Source organism: Pelagerythrobacter sp. Soil_C_18 (assembly GCF_057657235.1).
In genome coordinates, this window is record NZ_JBDGIU010000002.1 from 18,540 (window position 1) to 43,066 (window position 24,527).

23 protein-coding genes are annotated in these 24,527 nt (G+C 67.0%); 15 read left to right on the forward strand and 8 right to left on the reverse strand.

Annotated features, from left to right (window positions below; all coding sequences use genetic code 11):
• Window positions 1-44 precede the first annotated feature (44 nt).
• The 4 genes from AC3A5N_RS05675 to AC3A5N_RS05690 all read left to right on the forward strand — a co-directional run bounded on the left by AC3A5N_RS05675 (window position 45) and on the right by AC3A5N_RS05690 (window position 4,875).
• Window positions 45-1,448 carry a M28 family metallopeptidase gene (locus tag AC3A5N_RS05675; RefSeq protein WP_487736350.1) on the forward strand — a complete coding sequence of 468 codons (1,404 nt, stop codon included), beginning with the start codon at window positions 45-47 and terminating at the stop codon, window positions 1,446-1,448.
• Window positions 1,449-1,540: 92 nt separating this feature from the next.
• The gene (gene guaB, locus AC3A5N_RS05680; RefSeq protein WP_487736806.1) at window positions 1,541-2,995 is read left to right on the forward strand and encodes an IMP dehydrogenase; all 1,455 of its coding nucleotides are present in this window, start codon (window positions 1,541-1,543) and stop codon (window positions 2,993-2,995) included.
• Between the two features lie 132 nt (window positions 2,996-3,127).
• A complete protein-coding gene (locus AC3A5N_RS05685; protein WP_487736351.1) occupies window positions 3,128-4,309 on the forward strand; it encodes an RsmB/NOP family class I SAM-dependent RNA methyltransferase in 1,182 nt (393 codons plus the stop codon).
• A gap of 59 nt (window positions 4,310-4,368) precedes the next feature.
• Window positions 4,369-4,875, forward strand: coding sequence for a tetratricopeptide repeat protein (locus AC3A5N_RS05690; RefSeq protein WP_487736352.1), 507 nt, complete (start codon window positions 4,369-4,371; stop codon window positions 4,873-4,875).
• Window positions 4,876-4,917: 42 nt separating this feature from the next.
• Here the strand turns inward: AC3A5N_RS05690 and AC3A5N_RS05695 are convergent, their stop codons facing one another.
• Together AC3A5N_RS05695 and AC3A5N_RS05700 are read right to left on the reverse strand one after the other, a co-directional pair.
• A complete protein-coding gene (locus tag AC3A5N_RS05695; protein ID WP_487736353.1) occupies window positions 4,918-5,391 on the reverse strand; it encodes an RNA pyrophosphohydrolase in 474 nt (157 codons plus the stop codon).
• Window positions 5,392-5,404: 13 nt separating this feature from the next.
• Window positions 5,405-6,358 (reverse strand): alpha/beta hydrolase, encoded by a 954-nt coding sequence (locus AC3A5N_RS05700; protein ID WP_487736354.1) that lies wholly within the window; start codon window positions 6,356-6,358, stop codon window positions 5,405-5,407.
• 174 nt (window positions 6,359-6,532) lie between these two features.
• Between AC3A5N_RS05700 and AC3A5N_RS05705 the strand changes: the two genes are divergently transcribed.
• From AC3A5N_RS05705 to AC3A5N_RS05720, 4 genes are all read left to right on the forward strand, one after another.
• Entirely contained in the window at window positions 6,533-8,551 is a 2,019-nt protein-coding gene (locus AC3A5N_RS05705; protein WP_487736355.1) for a 2-oxoacid:acceptor oxidoreductase subunit alpha, read from the forward strand.
• A gap of 98 nt (window positions 8,552-8,649) precedes the next feature.
• Window positions 8,650-9,684, forward strand: coding sequence for a 2-oxoacid:ferredoxin oxidoreductase subunit beta (locus tag AC3A5N_RS05710; RefSeq protein WP_487736356.1), 1,035 nt, complete (start codon window positions 8,650-8,652; stop codon window positions 9,682-9,684).
• Window positions 9,685-9,721: 37 nt separating this feature from the next.
• Window positions 9,722-10,132 (forward strand): GxxExxY protein, encoded by a 411-nt coding sequence (locus AC3A5N_RS05715; RefSeq protein WP_487736357.1) that lies wholly within the window; start codon window positions 9,722-9,724, stop codon window positions 10,130-10,132.
• Between the two features lie 70 nt (window positions 10,133-10,202).
• Complete coding sequence (locus AC3A5N_RS05720; RefSeq protein ID WP_487736358.1) at window positions 10,203-11,099, forward strand: metal-dependent hydrolase; 897 nt, start codon at window positions 10,203-10,205, stop codon at window positions 11,097-11,099.
• Here the strand turns inward: AC3A5N_RS05720 and AC3A5N_RS05725 are convergent.
• Complete coding sequence (locus tag AC3A5N_RS05725; protein WP_487736359.1) at window positions 11,056-11,838, reverse strand: phosphatase PAP2 family protein; 783 nt, start codon at window positions 11,836-11,838, stop codon at window positions 11,056-11,058. The two genes, AC3A5N_RS05720 and AC3A5N_RS05725, sit on opposite strands and share 44 nt — an antisense overlap.
• 46 nt (window positions 11,839-11,884) lie before the next feature.
• Window positions 11,885-12,295, reverse strand: a complete 411-nt coding sequence (locus AC3A5N_RS05730; RefSeq protein WP_487736360.1) for a hypothetical protein — start codon at window positions 12,293-12,295, stop codon at window positions 11,885-11,887.
• 116 nt (window positions 12,296-12,411) lie between these two features.
• Here AC3A5N_RS05730 and AC3A5N_RS05735 point away from each other — a divergent pair, with 116 nt between their 5' ends.
• Together AC3A5N_RS05735 and AC3A5N_RS05740 are read left to right on the forward strand one after the other, a co-directional pair.
• Entirely contained in the window at window positions 12,412-13,653 is a 1,242-nt protein-coding gene (locus AC3A5N_RS05735) for a class I SAM-dependent methyltransferase (RefSeq protein WP_487736361.1), read from the forward strand.
• Window positions 13,654-13,657: 4 nt separating this feature from the next.
• Window positions 13,658-14,833, forward strand: a complete 1,176-nt coding sequence (locus AC3A5N_RS05740; protein WP_487736362.1) for a serine hydrolase domain-containing protein — start codon at window positions 13,658-13,660, stop codon at window positions 14,831-14,833.
• A gap of 5 nt (window positions 14,834-14,838) precedes the next feature.
• On the opposite strand, the gene AC3A5N_RS05745 is transcribed toward AC3A5N_RS05740, so the two are convergent.
• From AC3A5N_RS05745 to purF, 3 genes are all read right to left on the reverse strand, one after another.
• Window positions 14,839-15,189, reverse strand: a complete 351-nt coding sequence (locus tag AC3A5N_RS05745) for a PilZ domain-containing protein (RefSeq protein WP_487736363.1) — start codon at window positions 15,187-15,189, stop codon at window positions 14,839-14,841.
• Between the two features lie 98 nt (window positions 15,190-15,287).
• Complete coding sequence (locus AC3A5N_RS05750) at window positions 15,288-16,010, reverse strand: SDR family NAD(P)-dependent oxidoreductase (RefSeq protein WP_487736364.1); 723 nt, start codon at window positions 16,008-16,010, stop codon at window positions 15,288-15,290.
• Complete coding sequence (gene purF / locus AC3A5N_RS05755; protein ID WP_487736365.1) at window positions 16,010-17,476, reverse strand: amidophosphoribosyltransferase; 1,467 nt, start codon at window positions 17,474-17,476, stop codon at window positions 16,010-16,012. Before purF ends, AC3A5N_RS05750 begins: the two co-directional genes overlap by 1 nt.
• Window positions 17,477-17,643: 167 nt before the next feature.
• Here purF and AC3A5N_RS05760 point away from each other — a divergent pair, with 167 nt between their 5' ends.
• From AC3A5N_RS05760 to dnaE, 5 genes are all read left to right on the forward strand, one after another.
• Entirely contained in the window at window positions 17,644-18,885 is a 1,242-nt protein-coding gene (locus AC3A5N_RS05760; protein ID WP_487736366.1) for a lipoprotein-releasing ABC transporter permease subunit, read from the forward strand.
• The gene (locus AC3A5N_RS05765) at window positions 18,878-19,552 is read left to right on the forward strand and encodes an ABC transporter ATP-binding protein (protein WP_487736367.1); all 675 of its coding nucleotides are present in this window, start codon (window positions 18,878-18,880) and stop codon (window positions 19,550-19,552) included. Before AC3A5N_RS05760 ends, AC3A5N_RS05765 begins: the two co-directional genes overlap by 8 nt.
• 49 nt (window positions 19,553-19,601) lie before the next feature.
• On the forward strand, window positions 19,602-19,877 hold the full coding sequence (locus AC3A5N_RS05770; RefSeq protein WP_487736368.1) for a hypothetical protein: 276 nt from the start codon (window positions 19,602-19,604) through the stop codon (window positions 19,875-19,877).
• 51 nt (window positions 19,878-19,928) lie between these two features.
• On the forward strand, window positions 19,929-20,408 hold the full coding sequence (locus AC3A5N_RS05775; RefSeq protein ID WP_487736369.1) for a glutathione peroxidase: 480 nt from the start codon (window positions 19,929-19,931) through the stop codon (window positions 20,406-20,408).
• Between the two features lie 133 nt (window positions 20,409-20,541).
• Complete coding sequence (gene dnaE / locus AC3A5N_RS05780; protein WP_487736370.1) at window positions 20,542-24,111, forward strand: DNA polymerase III subunit alpha; 3,570 nt, start codon at window positions 20,542-20,544, stop codon at window positions 24,109-24,111.
• On the opposite strand, the gene AC3A5N_RS05785 is transcribed toward dnaE, so the two are convergent.
• Window positions 24,052-24,453, reverse strand: coding sequence for a hypothetical protein (locus tag AC3A5N_RS05785; protein ID WP_487736371.1), 402 nt, complete (start codon window positions 24,451-24,453; stop codon window positions 24,052-24,054). The genes dnaE and AC3A5N_RS05785 overlap by 60 nt on opposite strands.
• Window positions 24,454-24,527 lie beyond the last annotated feature (74 nt).

The window sequence follows — 24,527 nt, forward strand, 5'->3', positions numbered from 1 at the left end:
TGATCCTTCTCGCGGTGGCCGCCGTGAGTTGCGCTCCTGCGCGGATGGATACGGCGCCGGCCGACAGCCTCGAGGTCATCGAAAGCGAGCTGGCGGCTGACGTCGCCGTGCTGGCGAGCGACGGGTTCGAAGGCCGCCGCCCCGGTACGGACGGCGAAGCGAAGACGCTGCGCTATCTCGCGCAGCGGTGGCAGGCGGCCGGGCTCGAGTCGGGCACGAACGATCCGGCGAATCCGTGGTTCGCGCCGGTGGCGCTGCAACTCATCATGCCGGAGCACTTCGAAGCCGCCTTCTTCCGCGGCCGCCGCAAGCTCGCGCCGCCGGAAGGTTCGGTCCGCCTCTACACCTCCGGACGCCGCTCGCTGCTCGAACGCAGTCCGGCGGTGTTCGTCGGACGCAGGGGGGGATCGCTCGATCAGGCCGAGCTCGCCGGGCGCATCGCAGTGATGCTGTGGGATCATCCACGCAAGGTAGAGCAACGCGAGGCGCTGCTGGAGAAAGGCGCCGCAGCCGTGCTCGCGATCGTCCCCGATGCCGCAGAGCTGGCGGAGCTCGCCGATCTGCGGAGCAAAGGCTCTTACCGGCTGGCGGGCGCGGAAGACGGCGCCCAGCTCGACGGGCTCGTGTCGCGGGAAGGCGCGGAGGCGCTGCTGGGCGCCGAGCACTTCGCGGCACTTTCCGCCGCTGCAGGGCGCGAAGGCTTCAGACCCGTTCCGCTCGACATCGAGGCGCGCCTGGAGGCGACCTCGCTCTCGCGCGAGGTGCGCACGCACAATCTCATTGCGCGCCTGCCGGGCCGCTTGCCAAACGCTGGCGCGGTGCTGCTGCTCGCCCACTGGGACCATTTCGGGCACTGCGCAGAAGGGCAGGGGCCGGATGCGATCTGCAATGGGGCGGTCGACAATGCCAGCGGCCTCGCAGTGCTGGGCGCAATCGCAAAGCGGCTCGCGCAGGGGCCGCAGCTCGACCGGGACGTCTATTTCGTGGCAACCACGGCGGAAGAGTGGGGCCTGCTGGGCACGCGGGCCTTCGCGCAGGATCCGCCGTTGCCGCTCGATACCATCGTTGCTGCGTTCAACGTGGACACGATCGCCGTGGCGCCGCGTGGCGGCCCGGTGGCGATCGTGGGGCACGGTATGACGGCCCTGGACGACGAAGTGGAGCGCATCATAGCCAGCCTTGGCCGCAAGCTTGGCGATCACGACTACGCCAACCGCTACGTCCGCAGGCAGGATGGCTGGGCCCTGCTGCAGCACGACGTGCCCGCGCTGATGGTCTCCAGCGCCTTTGCCGATCGCGAGGCGATGGAAGCCTATATGCGCGACCGTTATCACCGCACCGGCGACGTCACCGACGCGATGCAGTTCGGCGGCGCGGCGGAGGACGTGCTGCTGCATCTGGCGCTGGTGCGGCACTTCGCCAGTCTCAGCGGTTACCAGGCCGCCTAGCCATAAATTCCCGCTCACCCCTAGCGGGGGCCGGTACATGCGGTTACATGGGCCGCCACGATTCTCCCGGCGAAAGATTTTACGTGGCTTCGATCGACATCCCCCTCGGCCTTACCTTCGACGACGTGCTCCTGCGTCCGGCCGAAAGCGACATCCTCCCATCCATGGCGGACACGAGCACGCGGCTGACGCGCGACATCGCGCTCAATATCCCCGTGCTGTCCGCCGCGATGGATACGGTGACAGAGGCGGACATGGCAATCGTCATGGCACAGCTCGGCGGGATCGGCGTGCTCCACCGCAATCTTACCATCGAGCAGCAGTGCACCGCGGTGCGCGCGGTCAAGCGGTTCGAGAGCGGCATGGTGGTCAATCCGATCACCATCTCGCCCGACGCGACACTGGGCGAGGCGCAGGCGCTGATGACGCAGCACCGGATCAGCGGCATTCCCGTGACCGACCGCGGGGGCACGCTGGTCGGCATACTGACCAATCGCGACGTGCGCTTCGCCGAGAACCCGCAGCAGCCGGTGCGCGAACTGATGACGACCGACAATCTCGCCACCGTGCCGCTCGGCACCGGGCAGGACGAAGCGCGCCGCCTGCTGCACCAGCGGCGGATCGAAAAGCTGCTGGTGGTCGACCACGACTATCGCTGCATCGGGCTGATCACGGTCAAGGACATCGAGAAGGCCGTAAACTATCCCAATGCGACCAAGGATGTCAGCGGACGCCTGCGCGTCGCAGCGGCGACGACCGTGGGCGACAAGGGTTTCGAGCGGACGCAGGCGCTGGTCGACGCGGAAGTCGACGTGGTGATCATCGACACTGCGCACGGCCACAACAAGGACGTCGCACGCGCCGTGGAGAGGGCGAAGACTCTCTCGAATTCGGTCCAGATCGTCGCTGGCAATGTGGCGACGGCGGAAGCGACACGTGCGCTGATCGACGCGGGCGCGGATGCGGTGAAGATCGGCATCGGCCCGGGCTCGATCTGCACCACGCGGATCGTTGCGGGCGTCGGCGTGCCGCAGCTCACCGCGATCATGGAATGTGCGGAGGAAGCGGCGAAGTCGGGCGTTCCGGTGATTGCCGACGGCGGCCTGCGGACGAGCGGTGATGCGGCCAAGGCGCTGGCGGCGGGCGCCTCGACCGTCATGGTCGGCTCGATGCTCGCCGGCACGACCGAGAGCCCCGGAGAGACCTTCATTTATCAGGGCCGTAGCTACAAGGCTTACCGCGGCATGGGCTCCGTCGGCGCCATGGCGCGCGGCAGTGCCGACAGGTACTTCCAGCAGGACGTCTCGGCGATGAAGCTGGTGCCCGAGGGGATCGAGGGGCAGGTGCCGTTCAAGGGGCCCGCGGCGGACGTGATCCACCAGCTCGTCGGCGGCATCAAGGCGGCGATGGGCTATACCGGCAGCGCCACGATTGGCGATCTGCGCACGCGCGCGAAGTTCGTCCGCATCACCAACGCAGGGCTGAGCGAGAGCCACGTGCACGACGTCGCCATCACCCGCGAGGCGCCGAATTATCCGACGCGTTGAGCCTGGCACGCCCCTCCTCTTCAGGGGAGGGGTAGCGAGCCTAGTCGCAGCAGGGTGGTGCCGAAGCACGGCGCGCCGCTTTGCGTCGTGCCACCTTCCCCCGACCCCCTCCTCTGAAGAGGAGGGGGAGAGATGACCCCCGCCGCGCGGGTGCAGGCCGCGATCGAACTGCTCGATGCCGTCATCGTTGCAGCACGAGGTAAGGGCGCGCCGGCGGACCGGTTGATCGCCGATTACTTCCGCCAGCGCCGCTATGCCGGGAGCAAGGACCGGCGCGCGGTGCGCGAGCTCGTTTATCGGGCGATCCGCGTTTGCGGGCCGGTCCCGTCCAGCGGCCGTGCGGCGATGATCGCGCTGGGCGCCGAGGACGAAGCGATCCTGCAGCTTTTCGACGGCTCGCCCCATGGCCCGGCACCGCTCGCCATCGGCGAAGTCGGTGCGGAACCCGGTCTCGCGCCGCGATGGCTGGTCGAGGCGCTCGCGGGCTCCGATGTCGGGGGAGATGAGGCCGCGGCCCTGCTGGACCGCGCCCCGCTCGATCTGCGGATCAACACGCTCAAGGCAGGCCGCGAAAATATCGACCTGCCCGAACAGGGCGAACCGCTCGCCGCACCGAACGCATTGCGCTTTCCGGCGGGCACTTCGGTCGATCAGTGGCCCGCGTACCGCGAGGGGCTGGTCGAGATCCAGGACCATGGCAGCCAGCTCGCCTGCATGGCCGTGGAGGCTCAGCCGGGGGAGACGGTGATCGACCTCTGCGCGGGGGCGGGCGGCAAGACGCTGGCGCTGGCCGCTGCAACGCAGAACCGCGGCACCCTGATCGCAAGCGATACGGACCGCGCGCGGCTGACGAACCTTGCACCGCGGGCCGAACGGGCAGGCGCGGGAATGATCGAGACGCTGCTGCTGAACCCGGGCCGCGAGATGGAGGCGCTCGAACGCTTTGCGGGCGCGGCCGACGCGGTGCTGGTCGATGCGCCATGCTCGGGCACCGGCACATGGCGCCGCAATCCCGAGGCGCGCTGGCGGCTGGACCAGGCGCAACTCGCGCGGTTCGCGGAGACGCAGGACCGGTTGCTCGGCCTTGCTGCGCAGCTCGTGCGGCCGGGCGGGCGGATCGTCTACGTCACCTGTTCGCTGCTCGACATCGAGGGCGCGGACCGCATCGCGCGTTTCCTTGCCGATAACCCCGAATGGCGCGCCGACCCGCCCGATCTTCCCCTTGGCCGGAAACGGGGGAGCGGCGTGCGCCTGACGCCATTCCACGACAATACAGACGGATTTTTCATCGCGCGTGCAGCCTTGCCGTGTTAACCGGCGGCACTATGGCAGAGGAACCATCTGCAAGTGCCCGGGCCTACCAGGAGTTGATCATGCGTTTTGCCCCCGCAGCCGTTGCCCTTTCGCTGGCCGTTGCGCTTACTGCAAGCGTCGGGATGGGAGCGGAACGCGAAGCCGACCCGCGCGCGGCGGCGCTGATTGCGGAAGGTCGCGCGGCACTCGCCGCCGACCAGCCGCAGCGCGCGATCGACGCGTTCGAAGCCGCACTGGCAGTCGATCCCGGCTATACGCCTATCTTCCTCGATCTCGCTCAGGCGTCGCGTGCCGAGGGGCTGCAGGGCAAGGCGATCCACTATTACCGCGAAACGCTGGCGCGCGATCCGGGCAATCTCGCGGCGATTTCCGGCGAAGGCGAAGCCTTGCTGGAGAAAGGCGCCGTCGAGAAGGCGAAGGCCAACCTGGCGAAGCTCAAGAGCATGTGCGGCGAGGGCTGTCCCGAGACCCGCGAACTCGCCGCATCGATCCAGCGCGGGCCCACCGCGCCGGTGCTGACGGCCGAGGCGATCATGCCCGAAGCGCAGGTATCGCAGCAGAATTGATCGTCTAGCGAGCGCCGCTCGCGCGGGAGTTCGCGCGGCGCACTACACCAACTCTCGGAACGCTTCCACGACCGCGCGATAGACGCGCTTCTTGAACGGCACGATCAGTTCGGGAAGCTGCTCGGGCTCGACCCATTTCCAGTCGCAGAATTCCGGCGGGTCGTGGGCTTCGAGGTCGATGTCCGTATCGCTGCCGCCGAAGCGGGCGAGGAACCAGACCTGTTCCTGCCCGCGGTACTTTCCGCCCCAGAGCTTGCCCATCAGCTCCTCCGGCAGGTCGTAGCGGACCGGCTCCTCCATCCGCTTGAGGATCGAGACATGCTCGGCCCGCGCACCTGTCTCCTCGGCCAGCTCGCGCAGTGCGGCAGCCACGAGGTCTTCGCCCTCGTCGACGCCGCCCTGCGGCATCTGCCACCAGTCGCCTTCCTTGTTGTCGATGCGGCGGCCGACGAAGACCTTGCCGTCGGCGTTGACCAACATGACCCCGACGCAGGGGCGGTAGCCGAGTTCGTCCATGTGCTTTCGTGCCTTAACTTGCGTGCCGCTCGAGCATCAGCCTGATCGCGGCGAGGAAGGAATCGAGGTCCTTCTGCCCGCTCGGGATCGCCTCGCGCAAGGTGGTAAAGCCATGAATGATCCCGGGAAACTCGAGATAGCAGACCTCCGTCCCCTGCCGGATAAGGTGCGCGGCATAGCTGCGGCCCGAGTCACGCAGCGGGTCGAGCCCTGCTGTGCACAGGACGGTGGGCGGCGCGCCTGAGCAGTCGCCGGCCATCGGCGTGTGGCGCGGATCGCTCGGATCGCCGCCGTAGTTGTCGGTGAACCATGCCATCGCCGCGCCGGTCAGGAAGAAGCCCTCGAAGAAGTCCTTGAGGCTCTGGTGCTGGCGCACATCGTCCGCCACCGGATAGATCGGCGCCTGCACGATCACCGGCACCCCGGCGGGCCGCGCGCAAAGCTCGTTCGCGGTGACGATCGTCAGGTTGCCGCCCGCGCTGTCGCCGGTGATGACGAGGCCGGTGAACTGCCGCCCCAGCGCGTCCGGGCTCGACGCGATCCAGCGCGCTGCCGCCTCGCAGTCGTCGGGCGCGGCGGGGAAGGGATGCTCGGGCGCGAGGCGGTAATCGACCGATACCACCGGCAGGTCGAGCTGGTGGGAGATTTCGGTGCAGAGCGAATGGTAGACCTCGAGGTCGCCGATCGTGAACCCGCCGCCGTGGATGAACACGACGCAGGGTCCCGGCGCGCGAGTCTCCTTCGTGTCGTAGAAGCGCAGTGGAATATCCCCCGCAGGTCCAGGGCAGGCGAGGTCGCGGATCACGGCGAGGGGGCGCGGTTCGGCCTCCGCCAGCGTGCCAAGCATTCGCATCCCCTCTCGGCCTTCCTCGACCGGCAGCTCCTCGACTCCGGGACGGCCCATCTGCTCGAGCATGTCGAGAAATCCGCGCACATCCTCGCGCACGTAATGTTCGGTATCGGCCAATGTCCCCTCCCCCAATCGGTTGCTTTTCGCAATCCTAGCGCGCAGCCGGTGCTTTTCCACTCGACATTTTTCACCCGGGGGAGAAAAACTTCATTGCGGGCGTTGGGGCGGATACATAGGTGCCGCAGCGTAGACGAGTGCACCGCCAAGTGCGGCGCCTGAAAAGGAATTCCGATGGCTACCCAAGCCGCCGACACGCCGCTGGAAGCGGAAAACCCCGATGCCGTTGTTGTGCGCTTCGCCGGAGACTCCGGCGATGGCATGCAGCTCACGGGCGGGCAGTTTACGCTCTCCACTGCGCTCGCGGGCAACGATCTTGCGACGTTCCCCGACTTTCCGGCCGAAATCCGCGCGCCGCAGGGCACACTGTTTGGCGTTTCCGCCTTCCAGATCAACTTCGGCAGCCGCCAGATCAACACCGCGGGCGATGCGCCGGACGTGCTCGTGGCGATGAACCCAGCGGCACTCAAGGTGAACCTAGCGGCACTGAAGCCGGGCGGATTGATCATCGCCGACACCGGCGAGTTCACCAAGCGCAACCTCGACAAGGCGAAGTACGAGAGCAATCCGCTCGAGGACGGCAGCCTTGCAAAGTACGACCTGCTCGCGTTCGACATCAGCGCGCTGACGGTCGAGGCGGTCAAGCCGTTCGGCCTCGGCAACAAGGACGCGCTGCGCAGCAAGAACATGTGGACCCTCGGCCTTGCGCTGTGGATGTTCGACCGTCCGCGTGAGCCGCTGCACGAGTGGCTGCGGGCCAAGTTCAAGACCAAGCCCGACATCGCGAACGCCAATATCGCCGCGCTCGATGCGGGGCATGCTTACGGCGAGACGGCGGAGCTTTCGGGCCCGCTCAAGCAGCTTCACATTGCACCGGTGGCCAGTGCGCCGGGTCTGTACCGCACGATCACGGGGGCGGAGGCGGTTTCGCTCGGCCTCGTCGCGGGCGCGCAGCTCGCTGAGCTGCCGATGTTCTTCGGCGGCTATCCGATCACGCCGGCGAGCGCGATCCTGCACCACCTCACGCGGCTCAAGGAATTCGGCGTCACCACCTTCCAGGCGGAAGACGAGATCGCCGCCATCTGCGCCGCGATCGGGGCGAGTTACGCCGGACAACTGGGCGTCACCTCGTCGTCGGGCCCGGGCATCGCGCTCAAGGGCGAGGCGATGGGCCTGGCGATCATGACCGAGCTGCCGCTGGTGATCGTCAACTCGCAGCGCGGCGGGCCGTCCACCGGCCTTCCAACCAAGACCGAGCAGAGCGACCTGTACCAGGCGGTCTACGGCCGCAACGGCGATGCGCCGATGCCGGTGATCGCTGCCCGCAGTCCATCCGACGCGTTCGAGTGCGCGATTGAGGCGTGCCGCATCGCGGTCCAGTACATGACCCCGGTCATGCTGCTGACCGACGGCTACATCGCCAATGCGGCCGAGCCGTGGAAAGTGCCGGATCCGGCGAGCTACGAGAAGTTCCCGGTGCAATTCCTGACCGAGAAGAACGACGGCGACCAGCTGCTGCCCTACAAGCGCGACGCGAAGGGCGCGCGGCCGTGGATCAAGCCGGGTACGCCGGGCTTGCTGCACCGCATCGGCGGCATCGAGAAGCACGAGCTGACCGGCAACATCGATTACTCGCCCGACAACCACCAGAGGATGACCGACGCCCGCAAGGCGAAAGTCGAGGACGTCGCGGTGCCGGACCAGGAAGTTGCGCTCGGCGAGGCGACCGGCAAGCTCGCGGTGGTGGGCTGGGGCTCGACCTACGGCCCGATCCACCAGGCGGTGGGCCGCGCGCGGCGCAAGGGTCTGGACGTCAGCCATATCCACGTGCGCCACATCTGGCCGCTGCCGGCCAATCTCGGCGCGCTGCTCAAGGGCTTCGACAAGGTTCTCGTGCCCGAGATGAACACCGGCCAGTTCAAGACGGTGCTGCGTGACCAGTTCCTGGTCGATGCCGAGCCGCTGACCAAGACCAGCGGCCAGCCGTTCCAGATCGCCGAGCTGGAAGAAGCGATCGGCAAGTACTTCGACGGCATTCCCGGCAACGAAGGCGGCGAGGTTCCGGCGAACGAGCAGCAGCTGCCGATATCCGAATCCGGCCATGACGACGGGACCTATCCCGACGCCCCTTTCCACGGCGACGACGCCGCGCTCCCGGGCGAGGGGTCGGACACCGGGGCGGTGAACCAATGATCACGTCACGCCATCACGGCGCAAGCGGGGACCGCTCTCCCCATCGTGGAACTTCGCTGCACCAGATCCCGGCCTGCGCCGGGATGACGAGGTAGGTTATGAACGCCCCAGTAAAGATCGAAACCACCCTCAAGGACTGGGAGACCGACCAGGAAGTTCGCTGGTGCCCGGGCTGCGGGGACTATGCGATCCTCAAGGCCGTGCAGCGCACGCTGCCGCAGCTCGGCGCGGACCCAGCCAACACCGTGTTCATCTCCGGCATCGGCTGCTCGAGCCGCTTTCCGTACTACATGGAAAGCTACGGCTTCCACACGATCCACGGCCGCGCGCCGGCGGTGGCGACGGGTGTGAAGCTCGCCAATCCCGATCTCGACATCTGGCTGGTCACCGGCGACGGCGACGGACTGTCGATCGGCGGTAACCACCTGATGCACGTGCTGCGTCGCAACGTGAACATGCAGATCATGCTGTTCAACAACGAGATCTACGGCCTGACCAAAGGCCAGTACTCGCCGACCAGCCGCGAGGGTACGAAGTCGCCCTCGACCCCGCTCGGCTCCTACGACCACCCGGCGCGGCCCGCCGCCTTCGCACTCGGATCGGGCGCGCGCTTCGTCGGCCGCGGATTCGACGTGTCGAAGAACCTGCCCGACGTGCTCAAGGCCGCCCACGCGCACCAGGGCGCGGCGTTCATCGAGATCTTCCAGAACTGCATCGTCTACAACAAGGACGTGTTCAACGACTTCGCCGCACCCAAGGGCGCCGAGGACCGGCAGCTCTGGCTCGAGAACGGCGCGCCGATGCTGTTCGCTGGCGGCACCAGGGGCATCGCGCTCGATCGCGACCGTCTGGAGCTCAAGGTGGTCGACGTGGTGGATGGCGATTGGCAGGCGGCCGAGGTGCTGGTGCACGACGTCACCAACCGTTCGATCGCACACATGCTGGTCGAAATGCCGTTCGGCCCGTTCCCCATGGCCCTCGGCGTCCTCTACGACGACCCGCGCCCGACCTTCGAAACCGCCGTCATCGAAGAGCGTGCGAAGGCGAGCGAGGGCAAAACCGCGGACCTCGCCAAGCTCCTCGGCCAAGGCCAGACCTGGACCGTCAGCGGAACGGCTGCCGATCCGGTGTGAGGTTTTGATAATCGCACTAAGACACTAAGGCGCAAAGATGCCGCGCGACGACGAGCTGGAGCACCTGGCGCGCGCAGCCGTCGATTGCGGATACCGGTTGCATATGGATATTGGCCCGGGTCTGCTCGAAAGCGTCTATGAAGTTGTCCTAGCGCAGATGATCGCTGAAAGAGGCTTGCGCGTCGCTCGCCAGGTTGCGGTTCCCATCAGGTATAAAGGCGTTGTCGTAGACAACGCATTCAGGGCCGACCTCATCGTCGAAAATCGCTTGCTCATCGAGCTTAAGTCAACCGAACGCCACGCGCCGATTCATGCAAAGCAGGTGATCACCTACCTGCGTCTGACTGGGTTGCGGTTGGGTATCCTCATGAACTTCGGCCTCACGACGTTCAAAGGCGGCGTTCAGCGCATCGCCAACGACTATCACAGTGGGTGGAGCAGTGAATGACCTCTTTGTGCCTTAGTGCCTTAGTGCGAGAAAATCTGGCCTTGTCGCCGGCTGTTGCGCGAAACAACTGATGGACAACATCACTCACAGCCTTGTCGGGGCGTTGATCGGGCAGGCGGGGCTCAAGCGGAAGACGGGGCTGGCGATGCCGGCGCTGATTATCGGCGCGAACCTGCCGGACGTCGACGCGGCGTGCTTCTTCTGGCTCGACGGGGTGCAACATCTCGGGTTTCGGCGCGGGATCACGCATGGCCCGATCGCCTGGGTGCTGCTGCCCTTGATCCTTGCAGGGTTGCTCTGGTGGTTCGACCGATGGCAGGCGAGCCGTGGGCGGCGGCCGGAGAAGCGACTGCCGGTCCATTTCGGCTGGCTCTACGCGCTCAGCTTCATCGCCTGCCTGTCGCACCCGGCGCTCGACTGGCTGAACAGCTATGGCATCCGCCTGCTCGAGCCGTTCTCGAGCCGCTGGTTCTACGGCGACACGCTGTTCATCATCGACCTGTGGCTGTGGGCGTTGATGGGACTGGCGACGTGGCTCTCGCTCAGGCGCGAGCGGCTAGGCCGCAATTGGAGAATGCCTGCGCAGGTCGCACTGGCGGCGACGTTTCTCTATGCGGCGGCCAATCATGGCGTGACCCGCTGGGTCGAACTGGCGCAGTCCGCGCAGCCTGCGATCGCGAGTCCGCAGTTGCTCGCGTTCTGGGGGCGCGAAGTTATCGTGCCGGAGGGACCGAACAGATGGCGGATCGACGGCAAGCCAGTGGGCGACTGCGCGCTGGGGCCGGTTCGTGCCGCCGCGAGTGGCGACGCTCAGCTTGCCGCCTTCCTATTCTGGTCCCGAGCGCCGTTCGCCGAGCGTGCGCCGGACGATTCCGTGGTGATCCGCGACGCGCGCTTCTACGATCCGCGTGCGCGGGATCGCTTCAGTGTCGCGTTGCCCGATGTGAGGTGCGAGCCGCTTTCCTGACGGGCAGGGCAAACTGGTCGCTCTCCGCCGCCGCCTTTGCAGGCCGGTAGAGCAGCGCTGCGGCCATGAAGGCCCAGCCGGCGCCGCCGAGCCAGCCGGCGACCACGTCGCTCGGAAAATGGACGCCGAGCATCACGCGGCTCCAGGCGACCATGGCGGAAATCAGCATTGCCGCGCCGACCAGCATCAAGCGCACCGGTTGCCGGCGGCTCAGCGCGGCGAAGGCGAGGGCCATGGCGATATAGACCACGGCCGCGTTGAAGCTGTGGCCCGAAGGGAAGCTCTCGCCGCCGGCGTTCATCAGGTGCGGGACGATCTGCGGCCGCTCGCGCCCGACGAGCGCCTTGAGGCCCGAGTTGACCAGCCAGCCCGCCGCGACTGTCATCGCGAAGAGCACCGCCTCGCGCTTCAGCCGGAGGAACAGCAGCGCGACGACCGCGCCGATCGCGAACAGGTTGCGCAGGAACACGCCGCCGAGCGCGGTGATGTCGCGCACGATCTCGCGCACCAGCTCCGGCCCGACGAGCGCCAACTCGGTGCCGGTGCGTCCTGACAGCAGCCCAACCCGGTCGAAAGCCTCCGTACGTCCGTTCGCGACGAGCCAGACGACGATGGCGAAGCCCGTCCAGCACAGAGCGCCGGCGACCAGCGCCTTGCGCCGGTCGATCGTGAACCCGCGCTCCGGCAGGCGGACCGTCTCTGCCGGAAGGTGATGCGCGTCGCGGGGGAACTCGTCCATTGCTGGGGCAACCCGCGGCCGGATGGGCCGTTCCCCCTTGCGGGCCTTAGACTGCCTCGATCCGCCGGATCATCAGCCATTTGGCGAAGAGCACGGCCACGAGCGGCAGGACGGCGCTCGCCGCAAGCAGCCAGTCGGGATGCGGAACCATCCGCGTGCTCCACACGCCGAGCAGCGCGATCAGGAGCCCCACGATCCATGCGGGGAGCACGCGCCGCGAAACCGCAATCGCGGCGCAGGCGCCCGCCAGCGCGCCGAGAAACCATGCGAGCGCGACGGCGATCCGCGCCTCGACCGGGATCAGTTCCATCGCCTGCGCCGGATCTTCCACACTGGCGAGATCGGGCGGGGGAGGCAGCACCGCATCGCCGATCGTCTGGACGATCGCCATCGCGATCATGGCGTCGACCAGCCCGGCCACCACCGCCAGGGCATTGCGTATCAACGGATTGCTCATCGTGGCTCCCCCTCCCGTAACACGCCGATGGTCGCACGATCCCGCGGAAATGCGCACTGCCGTTCGCGCCGGATCTCATGCTTGAACCGCCGTTTCCCCCGGTCCATAGGAACGGCATGAAGGCAGAGGGGATAGGCAGGGGCGAAACCCTCCTCACTGGCGGCGCGCGGTTCGAGCGCAGCCCTGGCCTGCTTGCGCGCCTGTTCGCGCCGGGGTTCCACAAGATTCTCGATCGCGTCGACGCGGGACTCGAGAGCGGGTCGATTACCGGCCGCCTGCCTGACGGCACCACGCGGGTGGTCGGCGGACGGGCGCCCGGCTTCGATGCCGAGGTGACGATCCACGACTGGCGCGCGCTCATGCGGCTCGCCACCAATGGCTCGATCGGCTGGTATCAGGCCTGGGAAGCCGGCGAGTGGGACAGCCCCGATCCGGTGCCGCTCTTCGCCCTGTTCATGGCCAATGGCGACGCCCTGGGCGATACCGGCCGCGCGCGGGGGCCGTTCCGCTGGGCCGCGCGGCTCGCGCACTGGATGAACCGCAACACGCCCGAAGGTGCCGAGCGCAACATTCACGCGCACTACGACCTCGGCAACGACTTCTACGCCGCCTGGCTTGATCCGACGATGAGCTATTCCTCGGCGATCTGGAGCGAGGGCGACGACCTGGAGGCGGCACAGCGACGCAAGTGGGCGCGCCTCGCCGAACGGGTCGGCACGCCGGAGACCTTGCTCGAGATCGGCTGCGGCTGGGGCGGGCTGTCGGACTTCTTCGCGCGGGCCGGCGCGCGGGTCACCGGCATCAGCTTGTCGGAGGAGCAGCTTGCCTGGGCGCGCGAGCGGCACGACGCGGGCATCGATTTCCGCAAGCAGGATTACCGCGATGTCGAGGAGCGCTTCGACGTAATCGTCAGCGTCGAGATGGTCGAGGCGGTCGGGCGCGAATACTGGCCGAGCTACTTCGACTGCATCGCGCGCTGTCTGAAGCCGGGCGGCCGCGCGGCGATCCAGTTCATCTCGATGAAGGACAGCCTGTTCGAGGCTTACGCCCGGAGCGCGGACTTCATCCAGGCCTACGTCTTCCCCGGCGGCCTGCTGATCCGCACCAGCGAGTTCGAACAGCTCGCGCGCGAACGCGGCCTCCGGTGGGAGCTCTGCGAGAGTTTCGGGCTCGACTATGCGGCGACCTTGAAGGCCTGGCGCGAACGGTTCGATGCGGCCGCCGGACAGGGGCGGCTGCCGGCCGAGTTCGACGAGCGCTTCCGCCGGCTCTGGCGGTTTTACCTGATGTACTGCGAAGGGGGGTTCCGCGGGGCCGGAATCGACGTTCAGCAGGTTACGCTGGTCAAGGAGGGGTAAGGGAATGCGGATATTCGGGATTGCGCTGGCGGCAGCGCTGCTGGCGGGCTGCGCGAGCGCGCCGGGTGAGTCGACGCTCGCCGAGCGGGTCGAGGTCTATCCGACCCAGCCTTCCGAAGCGATCCCGCTGGAGGACCAGCAGGTCCTCTTCTGGGACGACGCCACGCGCGCCGACCGCTTCCGGCGGATGGAGAACTTCTTCGCGGGCGTCGAGGCGACCCGTGCGGGCGACGCGCGCGAACTGCCCGCCGGTCCGCCGCTGCCCGCCGAGACCGCAGCGGCGGTCGATGCCTTCCTCGCCTCGAGCAACGCGGCGGGGATCATGGTGATCGACGACGGCAAGGTCCGTTACGAGAAATACGGGCTCGGCTTCGGGCCGGAGCAGCGCTGGACCAGCTTCTCGGTCGCCAAGAGCTTCACCTCGACTCTGCTGGGCGCGGCGGTCGCCGACGGGCTGATCGGGAGCATGGACGATCCCGTCACGCGCTACATCCCCGAGCTGGCCGGAACGGCTTACGAAGGCGTGAGCGTCGAGCAGCTCGCGACGATGACCTCGGGCGTGAAGTGGAACGAGGACTACACCGACCCGAACAGCGACGTTGCCAAGATGCTCAACGTTGCGCCGGTGTCCGGTGAATCGCAGGCCGTGACTTATGCGCGCACGCTGGAGCGCGAGGCGCCGGCGGGCGACAAGTGGGTCTACAAGACGCTGGAGACCAACCTGCTCGGCGTGCTGGTGGAGGAAGCGACCGGCCGGAGCCTCGCCGACTACGCCAAGGAGAAGATCGTCGATCCGGCGGGCTTCGCGGGCGACCTGTTCTGGATGACCGACTTGACCGGCGGCAATATCGGCGGCTGCTGCCTGTCGATCCGGTTGTCCGACTACGCGCGCTTCGGCCAATTCGTGCTCGAAGGCGGGGAGGGCGTCGTGCCGCAGGGCTGGTTCGCGGAGGCGACCGGGAAGCAGGTGGCGTTCGACACGCCGGGCTTCGGTTACGGATACCAGTGGTGGACCTATCCCGGCGCTTACGGCGCGCAGGGAATATTCGGTCAGGCGATCACGATCGTGCCCGAGGACCGGCTGGTGGTGGCCGTGGTCAGCAATTGGCCGGTGGCGTCGAGCCGCGATCTGCGGCTCCAGTGGGGCGGTCTCGTGCAGGCAATCGCGGCGGCGGACTGATACTCTCAGCAGGCGCTGCGGTAGACGCCGCCGCTGCGGTGCTTGCTGACGATGTTGTCGTGGACGATCGGGCTCAGCAACTCGGCAAAGGCGCAGCCGACCTGGCAGTTGTCCCACCAGATCACCTGAGCCTGCAGCGCGCCGAGGCCGGGCAGGGTGATCCAGCACACCTGCCCCGGATGCATGCGATTGATCGCAGCCGCGGAAAAGCCGGAGATCGAAAGATCGTGGACGACCGTCTGGAAAGCGCGGCCGCCGGAAGCGCGGAGCTGCGCGGGGATCGTCAGCTTGGTTCGGGGCGCGCAGCGATCCTCCTGCGCGGCGATCACATAGCGTCCGGAAGATTGGACCGTCATCGCCTGGTTTCCTTTCCCAAAGAACCTGAACCGCGCATCGCGCGCGGGCGCTCGGGAAACTTGGGCGCTGCTGCTTTCCGCGGACTTACGGAGCAGGGTTAAGCGGGATTAACCACGCGCTCGCGGTGGCGCGTCTCGAAGCCCTCGGCGACGAGCGCAGCGATGCGTTCACCCACGACGCCGGGATGTTTGACCGTTTCGGGATCCTCGCCCGGATAGGCCTTGGCGCGCATCGCGGTGCGGGTCGCGCCCGGATCGACGATCGCAACGCGGATGTCGCCCAGCTTGCGGACTTCCTCGGCATAGCTGTCGAGCAGCGACTCGAAGGCCGCCTTGGTCGAACCGTAGGCCGACCAGAAGGCGCGCGGCTCCGAGCCGACGCTGCTGGTAAGCCCGACGACACGTGCGCCGCCGCTGCGCTTCAACAGCGGGTCGAATGCGGCGAGCAGGGCCTGCGTCGCGAGCAGGTTAGTCGTGACGGCCTGCGCGAACTGCTTGGGCTCGATCTGCGTCACGGGGGTCAGCGTCGGCAGGTAGGCGGCCGACATCACCAGGATGTCGAGCTTGTCCCACCGGCTCGCGACCGCGGATGCGAGGCGTGCAACCCCGTCCTGCTCGGCCAGATCGAGCGGGGCGATCGTCGCGCTGCCGCCAACGGCGTGGATCGCGTCCTCGACCTGCTCGAGCGCGCGAACGTCGCGCCCGGTGAGGACAACGTGCGCGCCGTCCTTCGCCAACGCCACTGCCGTCGCCGCGCCGATCCCGCGGCTCGCGCCAGTGACGAGCGCAATGCGCCCTTCGAGAGGCTTGGTGTCGGGCATCAGGCGACCTTGTCGAACGGGAGCTGCGCCTCGCGATCCTCGCGCGTGGCGAGGTCGGTCAACGGGGTGGGATAGTCGCCGGTGAAACAGGCGTCGCAAAACTGCGGGCAGGCTGCATTGCGCGGCTGATGGCCCACGGCGCGGTAGAGGCCGTCGATCGAGACGAACGCGAGGCTGTCGGCCTTGATGAACTCGCGCATAGGCTCGATTTCCATGCGGGCCGCCAGCAGTTTGGAGCGCTCGGGCGTGTCGACGCCGTAGAAGCACGAATGTGCGGTCGGCGGGCTGGCGACGCGGAAGTGGACTTCGGCTGCGCCCGCCTCGCGCATCATCTCCACGATCTTGAGGCTGGTCGTGCCGCGCACGATCGAATCGTCGATCAGCACGATGCGCTTGCCCTCGACCAGCGCGCGGTTGGCGTTGTGCTTGCGCTTCACGCTCGAATGGCGCGCGCCGTCGCTCGGCTGGATGAACGTGCGCCCGACGTAGTGGCTGCGAATGATGCCGAGCTCGAAGGGCACGCCCGACTGTTGTGCATAACCGATCGCCGCCGGCACGCCGCTGTCGGGCACGGGCACGACCAGATCCGCCTCCACCGGGCTTTCGATCGCGAGCTGCTCCCCGATCGCCTTGCGCGCGGCATAGACACTGCGTCCGTCGAAGATCGAGTCGGGGCGGCTGAAATAGACGTGCTCGAAGATGCACGGCCGCGACCCACGCGCGCCGAACGGATGGAGCGAATCCACGTTGCCGTCGAAATCGACCTTCACCAGTTCGCCGGGCTCCACCTGGCGCACGAACTCGGCGCCGACGATGTCGAGCGCGACCGTCTCGCTCGCGAACACGACCGCATCGCCCATCTTGCCCATCACGAGCGGGCGAATGCCCAGCGGGTCGCGGCAGGCGATCATTCCCTCGGGCGTCATCACCACCAGCGCGTAGGCGCCCTCGATCAGGCGCAACGCATCGATCAGGCGGTCGATCATCGTGGGGTAGCGGCTGGTCGCCACGAGGTGGATGATGACCTCTGTGTCCGACGTCGACTGGAAGATCGCACCCTTGCTCACGAGTTCCTGCCGCAGCGTGCCCGCGTTCGAGATATTGCCGTTGTGCGCCACGGCAAAGCCGCCGCTGGCCAGATCGGCATAGAGCGGCTGGATGTTCCGCATGCCCGACCCGCCGGTGGTCGAATAGCGCACGTGGCCGGCCGCCATGAAACCCGGCAGTTCCGCGATCGCCTCGCTGGACGAGAAGTTCTCCGCCACGTGGCCGAGGCCGCGGCGCTGGTAGAATTCGCCGCCGTCGAAGCTGATGATGCCGGCCGCTTCCTGCCCGCGGTGCTGCAGTGCGTGGAGGCCGAGCGCGGTCGCAGCCGTGGCGTCCGCGGCGTTGACGGCTCCGAAGACGCCGCACTCCTCGCGGAGCTTGTCGCCGTCCTCGTCGCGGAACGGGTGGGTGAGGTTCATGTAGATGCGATCCGGGTTTGCGCGCGTCTCGGGGCGCTCAATGGCGATGTTGCAGCCCGATTACAAGGGGCGCCTGGGCCTGCGGGGTGCCCCGGGGATTTCATTGCGCAGACAGGAAAGGGTGCCTAAAGCTGCGCCACACCTCAGAACAGACGAGATCGCTCGCCTTGATCCTCACCCTCTTCGAACGAACAATCGCCAAGCGATACCTGTTGCCGGGACGGGGGGAGGCGTTCATCGCGCTGGTCGCCGGGATCAGCGTCGGCGTGGTCATGCTCAGCGTCGCGATGCTGGTGATCGTGATGAGCGTGATGAACGGCTTCCGTGCCGAACTGCTCGACAAGATCGTGGGGCTCAACGGCCATGCGATCGTGCAGGCCTACGGCCAGCGGCTGGACAATTGGGAAACCATTCTGGAGGATATTCGCGAAACACCCGGCGTCGTCAGCGCCTCTCCGCTGATCGAGCGGCCGCTGCTGATCAGCTTCAACGGCCGGGTCGAGGCGATCCTGGTGCGCGGCAATACCCAAGGCGATATCGAGAAGCTCTCGCCCAATGTCCTCGCTGGCAATATCTCGGAGCTTCAGCCAGGCGAACGCAATGTCGCGATTGGCGCGCGCCTGGCGGAAAACCTTGGGCTTCGCCTCGGCGAGACGATCACGATCATCAATCCTGAAGGGCGCGCGACGCCGTTCGGTACGATGCCGCGGCAGATCGGCTACCGCGTCGCGGCGATCTTCGAAATCGGGATCTACGACTACGACCAGAAGTTCGTCGTCATGCCGATGCAGGAAGCGCAGCGACTGCTGCTCCTCGGCGACACGGTCGGGATGATCGAGGTCAAGACCACCAACGCCGACCGGGTCGAGGAGATCATGGCGCCGATCGAGCGTAATCTCGCCGGCCGCGCAGTGGTCAACGACTGGAAGACCATCAATTCGACCCTGTTCGAAGCACTGCAGGTCGAGCGGGTGGCGATGTTCTTTGCCTTGAGCTTCATGGTCCTGGTCGCCGCATTCAACATTCTTTCGAGCCTCGTGATGCTCGTGCGCGCCAAGACGCGAGACATCGCGATCATGCGCACGATGGGCGCCACCCGGCGCAGCCTGCTCAAGATCTTCGTCACGACCGGCTTTACGGTTGGCGCGATCGGCACCGTGGCGGGGCTGGCGCTCGGTTTTCTCGTGCTCGCCTTCCGCCAGCAGATCGTGAAGGTGATCGAAGTCGTCACGGGGCAGAACCTGTGGGACCCTTCGATCCGCTTCCTCTCGATGCTGCCCGCGCGGGTCGATCCACTGGAAATTGCCGGCATCGTCGCGCTGGCGCTGGTGCTGAGCTTCCTCGCAACGCTCTACCCGGCGTACAAGGCGGCGAGCACAGACCCCGTGCAGGTGCTGCGCTATGAGTAACCCCGTCGTCCGCCTCAGGAACCTGACGCGCAGCTTCGAGCAGGGCGGCGAGCGCATCGACGTGCTGCGCGGCATCGATCTCGAGATCCAGCCCGGCGAGATCGTCGCGCTGCTCGGCCCTTCGGGCTCGGGCAAGTCGACGATGCTGCAGGCGGTGGGGCTGCTCGAAGGCGGCTTCGGCGGCTCGATTGAGATCGCCGGCACTGCCGCAAGCACGCTGCCTTCGGACGGCCGCACGCGCGTGCGGCGCGAGCACCTCGGCTTCGTCTACCAGTTCCACCACCTCCTGGCCGATTTCAATGCGGAGGAGAACGTGATGCTGCCGCAACTCGTGGCGGGCAGCGGGCGGGACGAGGCGGCCGCGAGGGCGCGCGAACTGCTCGGCGCGCTCGGCCTTTCGCAGCGGCTCGACCACCGCCCCAGCCAGCTTTCGGGCGGCGAGCAGCAGCGCGTGGCCGTGGCCCGCGCGCTCGCCAATCGGCCCACGCTGGTGCTGGCCGACGAGCCGACCGGAAATCTCGACGAGCACACCGCCGACCGCGTGCTCGCGCAGTTTCTGGAACTCGTGCGCGGCGAAGGCAGTGCGGCATTGGTGGCGACGCACAACGAGCGGCTTGCAGGCAAGATGGACCGGGTGTTCCGTCTGCACGAGGGCCGGCTGGAGTAGCGGACCCGGCGCCCGCTTCGGACGTTGGTCATGCAGAAGGAGGAACCGCATGACCGATCATCCCAGCACGTTCAAAGCCGCCAAGACCCACGAAGAGGGCATTCAGTGGGACGATCGCGCATCGATCCACTCCGCTCATGACGGGCAGGGCGTGCTCGACGGCGCCAAGGGCCTGCGCCGCGGCACGCTCGCTGAGATGGTGGCGCAGGTCATGGCCTATCCGCCCGAGCAGCGCGATGACTTCGTCATCCAGAAGGCGGGCGATCACAAGCTGAAGCGCGCCGAAATCGAGGCGCTGGCGGAGCGGAGCGACTTTCCGGGATGATCACGTCTCGCCGCGTGGTATGCCGGCGCAAGTAGTAGGGAGGCTCGCCGTATGACCACGATCGCCGATTTCACCGTCACCACCAACCGCGGCGAGGCGCTCGACCTTAAGGATAAGCTCGGCAAAGTGCTGCTGGTGGTCAACACCGCCAGCAAGTGCGGCTTCACGCCGCAGTACGAAGGGCTGGAGAAGCTCTACAAGGATAATGCCGATCGCGGCTTCGAGGTGCTTGGCTTCCCGTGCAACCAGTTCGGCGCGCAGGAGCCCGGCAGTGCCGAGGAGATCGCCGAGTTCTGCAAGGTGAACTTCGGCGTCACTTTTCCGCTGATGGCAAAGGTCGACGTGAACGGCGACGACGCATCGCCGCTGTTCGATTGGCTGAAGAAGGAAGCGCCCGGCCTGATGGGTTCGAAAGCGATCAAGTGGAACTTCACCAAGTTCCTGATCGACCGCGACGGCAAAGTCGTGCGCCGCTACGCGCCCACCGACAAGCCGGAACGGATCGCGGAGGACATCGAGGCGCTGCTCTGATTCCATCTCCGCGTCGGCCCGGCTTCCGCTGGGATGACGAGAGCGAGGCTGCCGGACCTGGCCGCGGATGGTGTCGGGGAAAGGGCAAGCCGATGCCTTGGCGAATCCTGCTGCGGTCCGCATATTGCCGGCCATGCCTTTTGCCCCTTTCGTTCCTTTGCGCGTGCTGTCGTCGTATTCGATGCTCGAAGGGGCGATCGATCCCAAGGCGATCGCCAAGCTGGCGAAGGAGCGCGGCTTCCCGGCGATCGCAATCTGCGACCGCAACGGGCTCTATGGCGCCGTCATGTTCGCCAAGGCCTGTATCGACGAGGGCGTGCAGCCGATCGTCGGAACGCTGCTCGGCGTGGCGCGCGATGCCGAGGGCAAGCAGGTCGACTACCTGCCGCTCTACGCGCAGGACGAGGCTGGCTACGACAACCTCTGCCACCTCGTAAGCAAGGCGCATCTGGAACGGCCGCTCGAATTCGAACCGCATGTCGCGCTGGCCGACCTGGAGGGGCGTACTGAGGGTCTGATCGCGCTCACCGGGGCGAGCGAGGGTGCGCTGACACGGCTGCTCGCCGACGGCCAGCGGGATCATGCCGATGCCCAGCTCGACCGGCTCGAGGCTCTGTTCCCCGGCCGGCTCTACGTCGAGCTCGCACGGCGCGGCAATGCGGTCGAGGATGCGGCTGAGGGTGCGCTGATCGACCTCGCGTACCAGCGCGACCTGCCGCTGGTGGCGACGAACCCGGCGAACTTCGCCGAGCCGCATATGTACGCCGCGCACGATGCCATGCTCTGCATCGCCGGTTCGACGCATATCGAGGCGGACGAGCGCGCTCGTTCCAACCGCGAAGCCTGGGTCAAGCCGGCGGATGACATGGCCGAGACGTTCGAGGACTTGCCTGAAGCGACCGCGAACACGCTGGTGATCGCGCAGCGCTGCGCCTTCGCCCCGCCAAGCCGCGCCCCGATCCTGCCGAGCCTTGCCGGCGATCTCGAGGGCGAGGCAAAGATGCTGGCGGAGGATGCTCGGAAGGGGCTCGTCGCGCGGCTGGAACCCTACTATCCGGAATCCGTCCATGCGGAGCTCGTCGACGCCCTGTGCGCGCCGTCGGTCGAGGCGCTCGAAGCGAGTGCGCAGGCGTTCGAGAGGCTTCGGACGGGCGGCATCTGGGACGAGGTTCTCGAATACAAGAAGCGCCTCGAATTCGAGGTCGAGATCATCGTCGGGATGGGGTTTCCCGGCTACTTTCTGATCGTTGCCGACTTCATCAAGTGGGCCAAGGACAATGGCATTCCCGTGGGGCCGGGCCGCGGCTCGGGCGCGGGCTCGTTGGTCGCCTGGGCGCTCACGATCACCGACCTCGATCCGATCCGCCTCGGCCTGCTCTTCGAACGCTTCCTCAACCCCGAGCGCGTCTCGATGCCGGACTTCGACATCGACTTCTGCGAAACCCGTCGCGGCGAAGTGATCCGCTACGTCCAACGTAAGTACGGACACGATCACGTCGCGCAGATCATCACGTTCGGTAAGCTCAAGGCCCGCGCCGTGCTGCGCGACTGCGGGCGCATCCTGCAGATGAGCTACGGGCACGTCGACCGGTTGTGCAAGATGGTGCCCAACCATCCGACCGATCCGTGGACCCTGCCGCGCGCGCTGAACGGGGCGGCCGACTTCAGGCGCGAGTACGACAACGACAACGAGGTCAAGCGCCTCGTCGACCTCGCGATGCAGCTCGAAGGCTTCCCGCGCAACAGCTCGACCCACGCGGCGGGGGTGGTGATCGGCGACCGGCCTTTGGCAAAGCTCGTCCCGCTCTACCGCGATCCGCGTTCGGACATGCCGGTGACGCAGTTCGACATGAAGCACGTCGAGAGCTCCGGCCTGGTGAAGTTCGACTTCCTCGGGCTCAAGACGCTGTCGGTGCTGCGCAAAGCGGTCGACCTGCTCGCCAAGCGCGGGATCGAGGTCGACCTCGGTGCGCTCGCGTGGGACGATCCGGCGGTCTACGAGCTGCTGAAGCGCGGCGACACGGTCGGCGTGTTCCAGCTCGAATCGGAAGGCATGCGGCGCACGCTGACGGCGGTGAAGCCGACCAAGTTCGAGGACATCATCGCGCTCGTCTCGCTCTACCGGCCGGGTCCGATGGACAACATCCCGCTGTTCGGCAAGCGCAAGGGCGGAGAGGTGCCGATCGAGTATCCGCATCCCAAGCTCGAAGGCATCCTGGCCGAGACCTACGGGATCTTCGTCTATCAGGAACAGGTCATGCAGGCGGCGCAGATCCTCGCCGGCTATTCGCTCGGCGACGCCGACCTGCTGCGCCGCGCGATGGGCAAGAAAGTCCAGGCCGAGATGGACGCGCAACGCCAGCGCTTCGTCGACGGGTGCAAGGAAGTGTCCGGTATCGAACCCAAGCAGGCGAACGAGTTGTTCGACTTGATCGACAAGTTCGCCGGCTACGGCTTCAACAAGTCGCACGCCGCGGCCTACGCGCTGCTCGCCTACCAGACCGCATGGCTCAAGGCGCACTACCCCGAAGAGTTCTACGCCGCCTCGATGTGCTTCGACATGCACCAGTCGGAAAAGCTGGCGTTGTTCGTCGACGATGCGCGGCGGGGCGGGGTCGAAGTGCTGGCGCCCGACATCAACCGCTCGGAAGCCGAATTCACCGTGGAGCGGACCGACGACGGTTATGCCGTGCGCTATGCGCTCGCGGGCATCCGCAACGTCGGCGAGAAGGCGATGGAGGCGCTTGCCGCAGAGCGCGAAGCGCACGGCTGGTTCGAAACGCTGCAGGACCTGTTCGAGCGGATTCCGAAGGGGTCGATGAATAGCCGCCAGCTTGAAGGATTGATCTGCGGGGGCGCGCTCGACGGGCTCGAGCCGGATCGCGCGAAGCTGTTCGCCAACATCGACATGTTGCTCGCCGTCGCGGATGCCGCGAACCGCGAGCGCGAGAGTGGGCAGGTCGGTCTGTTCGGCGGTGAGGAGGCGGCGGGCGATACATTGCGGCTGAAAGATGCCGAGCCGTGGAGCCGCGCCGACCGCATGGCGAAGGAGCGCGAGAATTTCGGCTTCTACTTCTCAGCCCACCCGGTCGAGCAGTATCGCGCCGTCGCCTCGGCCAACGGCGCACGCAGCTATCAGAGCCTGATGCAGGGGGGCGGCCCGGCCGGCGGCCGGCAGCCCGCGGTGATGGCGGCGATGGTCGAGAAGGTGAACAAGGGCCGCACCCGCCGCGGCGGCGAATTCGTGCGCGCGGACTTCTCCGACAGCTCGGGCCAGTTCAGCGCGGCCTGCTTCGAGGAAACGCTGGTCGAGAGTTTCCAGAAATGGGCGGCGGAGGGCACCTGCGTGCTGCTCAACGTCGAGCTCGACAGTCCCAGCCCGGACGAGCCGCCGCGCGTGACCGTGCGCGGGGCGCGTCCGCTCGACGAGGTGAAAAGCGGATCGCGGATGCTGCTGACGATGGACGTGACCAGCGCCGAGGCCGTCGCCGAGCTCAAGATGGCGCTGGAGATCGGCACGCCCGGCCACGGCGAAGTGCAGGTGCGGTTGAAAATCGGCGGCGAGAGCGAACCGCTTCTGCGGCTTGGCCGCGACTACCGGCTCGACGGCGAACTCGCGGAGCGCCTCGCGGAGATCGACGGGCTAGAGAACGTCGCGCTGGCTACCCAGCGGGGCGGCGGGCACTTGCGCCTCGTCGCCTGAGTCCCGCACCGTCTCGGCGGCAGTTTGCGACCTGTTGAAGAGATTCGTGTAGCGCGCCGCGAGCAGCAAGATGGTCGGGACCGCCATGGTGTTGAGGATGTCCTTCACGTTCTCGCGACCGATGGCGCTCTCGAATGGGCCGGGCATTCCCCGAATATCGAGGATCTCGCCCGCAAAAGCGGCGAACAGCACCAGTAGCCACGGCTTCCACTGGTGCACCTTCCATCCGAACAGGACGCACGATCCGAACAGGACGATCAGCGCGACGTAGATGTGCAGCGCGTCCCTCGCGAGATGCAGGTGTTCGACGAGATAAATCTTCGATTGCTGGAATGGATTCATTCATCCCGCCTGCCGCCGATTGCCAAGCCGCGCAAGCGGCGGCATGAAAGTGGCAAAGAGAAATCTAACGGGAG

Excerpts from the sequence above, each read along its gene's own strand:
- AC3A5N_RS05675 (WP_487736350.1), top strand. The coding sequence starts at position 45 with ATGGATACGGCGCCGGCCGACAGCCTCGAGGTCATCGAAAGCGAGCTG.
- AC3A5N_RS05685 (WP_487736351.1), top strand. The coding sequence starts at position 3,128 with ATGACCCCCGCCGCGCGGGTGCAGGCCGCGATCGAACTGCTCGATGCC.
- AC3A5N_RS05690 (WP_487736352.1), top strand. The coding sequence starts at position 4,369 with ATGCGTTTTGCCCCCGCAGCCGTTGCCCTTTCGCTGGCCGTTGCGCTT.
- AC3A5N_RS05695 (WP_487736353.1), bottom strand. The coding sequence starts at position 5,391 with ATGGACGAACTCGGCTACCGCCCCTGCGTCGGGGTCATGTTGGTCAAC.
- AC3A5N_RS05705 (WP_487736355.1), top strand. The coding sequence starts at position 6,533 with ATGGCTACCCAAGCCGCCGACACGCCGCTGGAAGCGGAAAACCCCGAT.
- AC3A5N_RS05710 (WP_487736356.1), top strand. The coding sequence starts at position 8,650 with ATGAACGCCCCAGTAAAGATCGAAACCACCCTCAAGGACTGGGAGACC.
- AC3A5N_RS05715 (WP_487736357.1), top strand. The coding sequence starts at position 9,722 with ATGCCGCGCGACGACGAGCTGGAGCACCTGGCGCGCGCAGCCGTCGAT.
- AC3A5N_RS05720 (WP_487736358.1), top strand. The coding sequence starts at position 10,203 with ATGGACAACATCACTCACAGCCTTGTCGGGGCGTTGATCGGGCAGGCG.
- AC3A5N_RS05725 (WP_487736359.1), bottom strand. The coding sequence starts at position 11,838 with ATGGACGAGTTCCCCCGCGACGCGCATCACCTTCCGGCAGAGACGGTC.
- AC3A5N_RS05730 (WP_487736360.1), bottom strand. The coding sequence starts at position 12,295 with ATGAGCAATCCGTTGATACGCAATGCCCTGGCGGTGGTGGCCGGGCTG.
- AC3A5N_RS05735 (WP_487736361.1), top strand. The coding sequence starts at position 12,412 with ATGAAGGCAGAGGGGATAGGCAGGGGCGAAACCCTCCTCACTGGCGGC.
- AC3A5N_RS05740 (WP_487736362.1), top strand. The coding sequence starts at position 13,658 with ATGCGGATATTCGGGATTGCGCTGGCGGCAGCGCTGCTGGCGGGCTGC.
- AC3A5N_RS05745 (WP_487736363.1), bottom strand. The coding sequence starts at position 15,189 with ATGACGGTCCAATCTTCCGGACGCTATGTGATCGCCGCGCAGGAGGAT.
- AC3A5N_RS05750 (WP_487736364.1), bottom strand. The coding sequence starts at position 16,010 with ATGCCCGACACCAAGCCTCTCGAAGGGCGCATTGCGCTCGTCACTGGC.
- purF (WP_487736365.1), bottom strand. The coding sequence starts at position 17,476 with ATGAACCTCACCCACCCGTTCCGCGACGAGGACGGCGACAAGCTCCGC.
- AC3A5N_RS05765 (WP_487736367.1), top strand. The coding sequence starts at position 18,878 with ATGAGTAACCCCGTCGTCCGCCTCAGGAACCTGACGCGCAGCTTCGAG.
- AC3A5N_RS05770 (WP_487736368.1), top strand. The coding sequence starts at position 19,602 with ATGACCGATCATCCCAGCACGTTCAAAGCCGCCAAGACCCACGAAGAG.
- AC3A5N_RS05775 (WP_487736369.1), top strand. The coding sequence starts at position 19,929 with ATGACCACGATCGCCGATTTCACCGTCACCACCAACCGCGGCGAGGCG.
- dnaE (WP_487736370.1), top strand. The coding sequence starts at position 20,542 with ATGCCTTTTGCCCCTTTCGTTCCTTTGCGCGTGCTGTCGTCGTATTCG.
- AC3A5N_RS05785 (WP_487736371.1), bottom strand. The coding sequence starts at position 24,453 with ATGAATCCATTCCAGCAATCGAAGATTTATCTCGTCGAACACCTGCAT.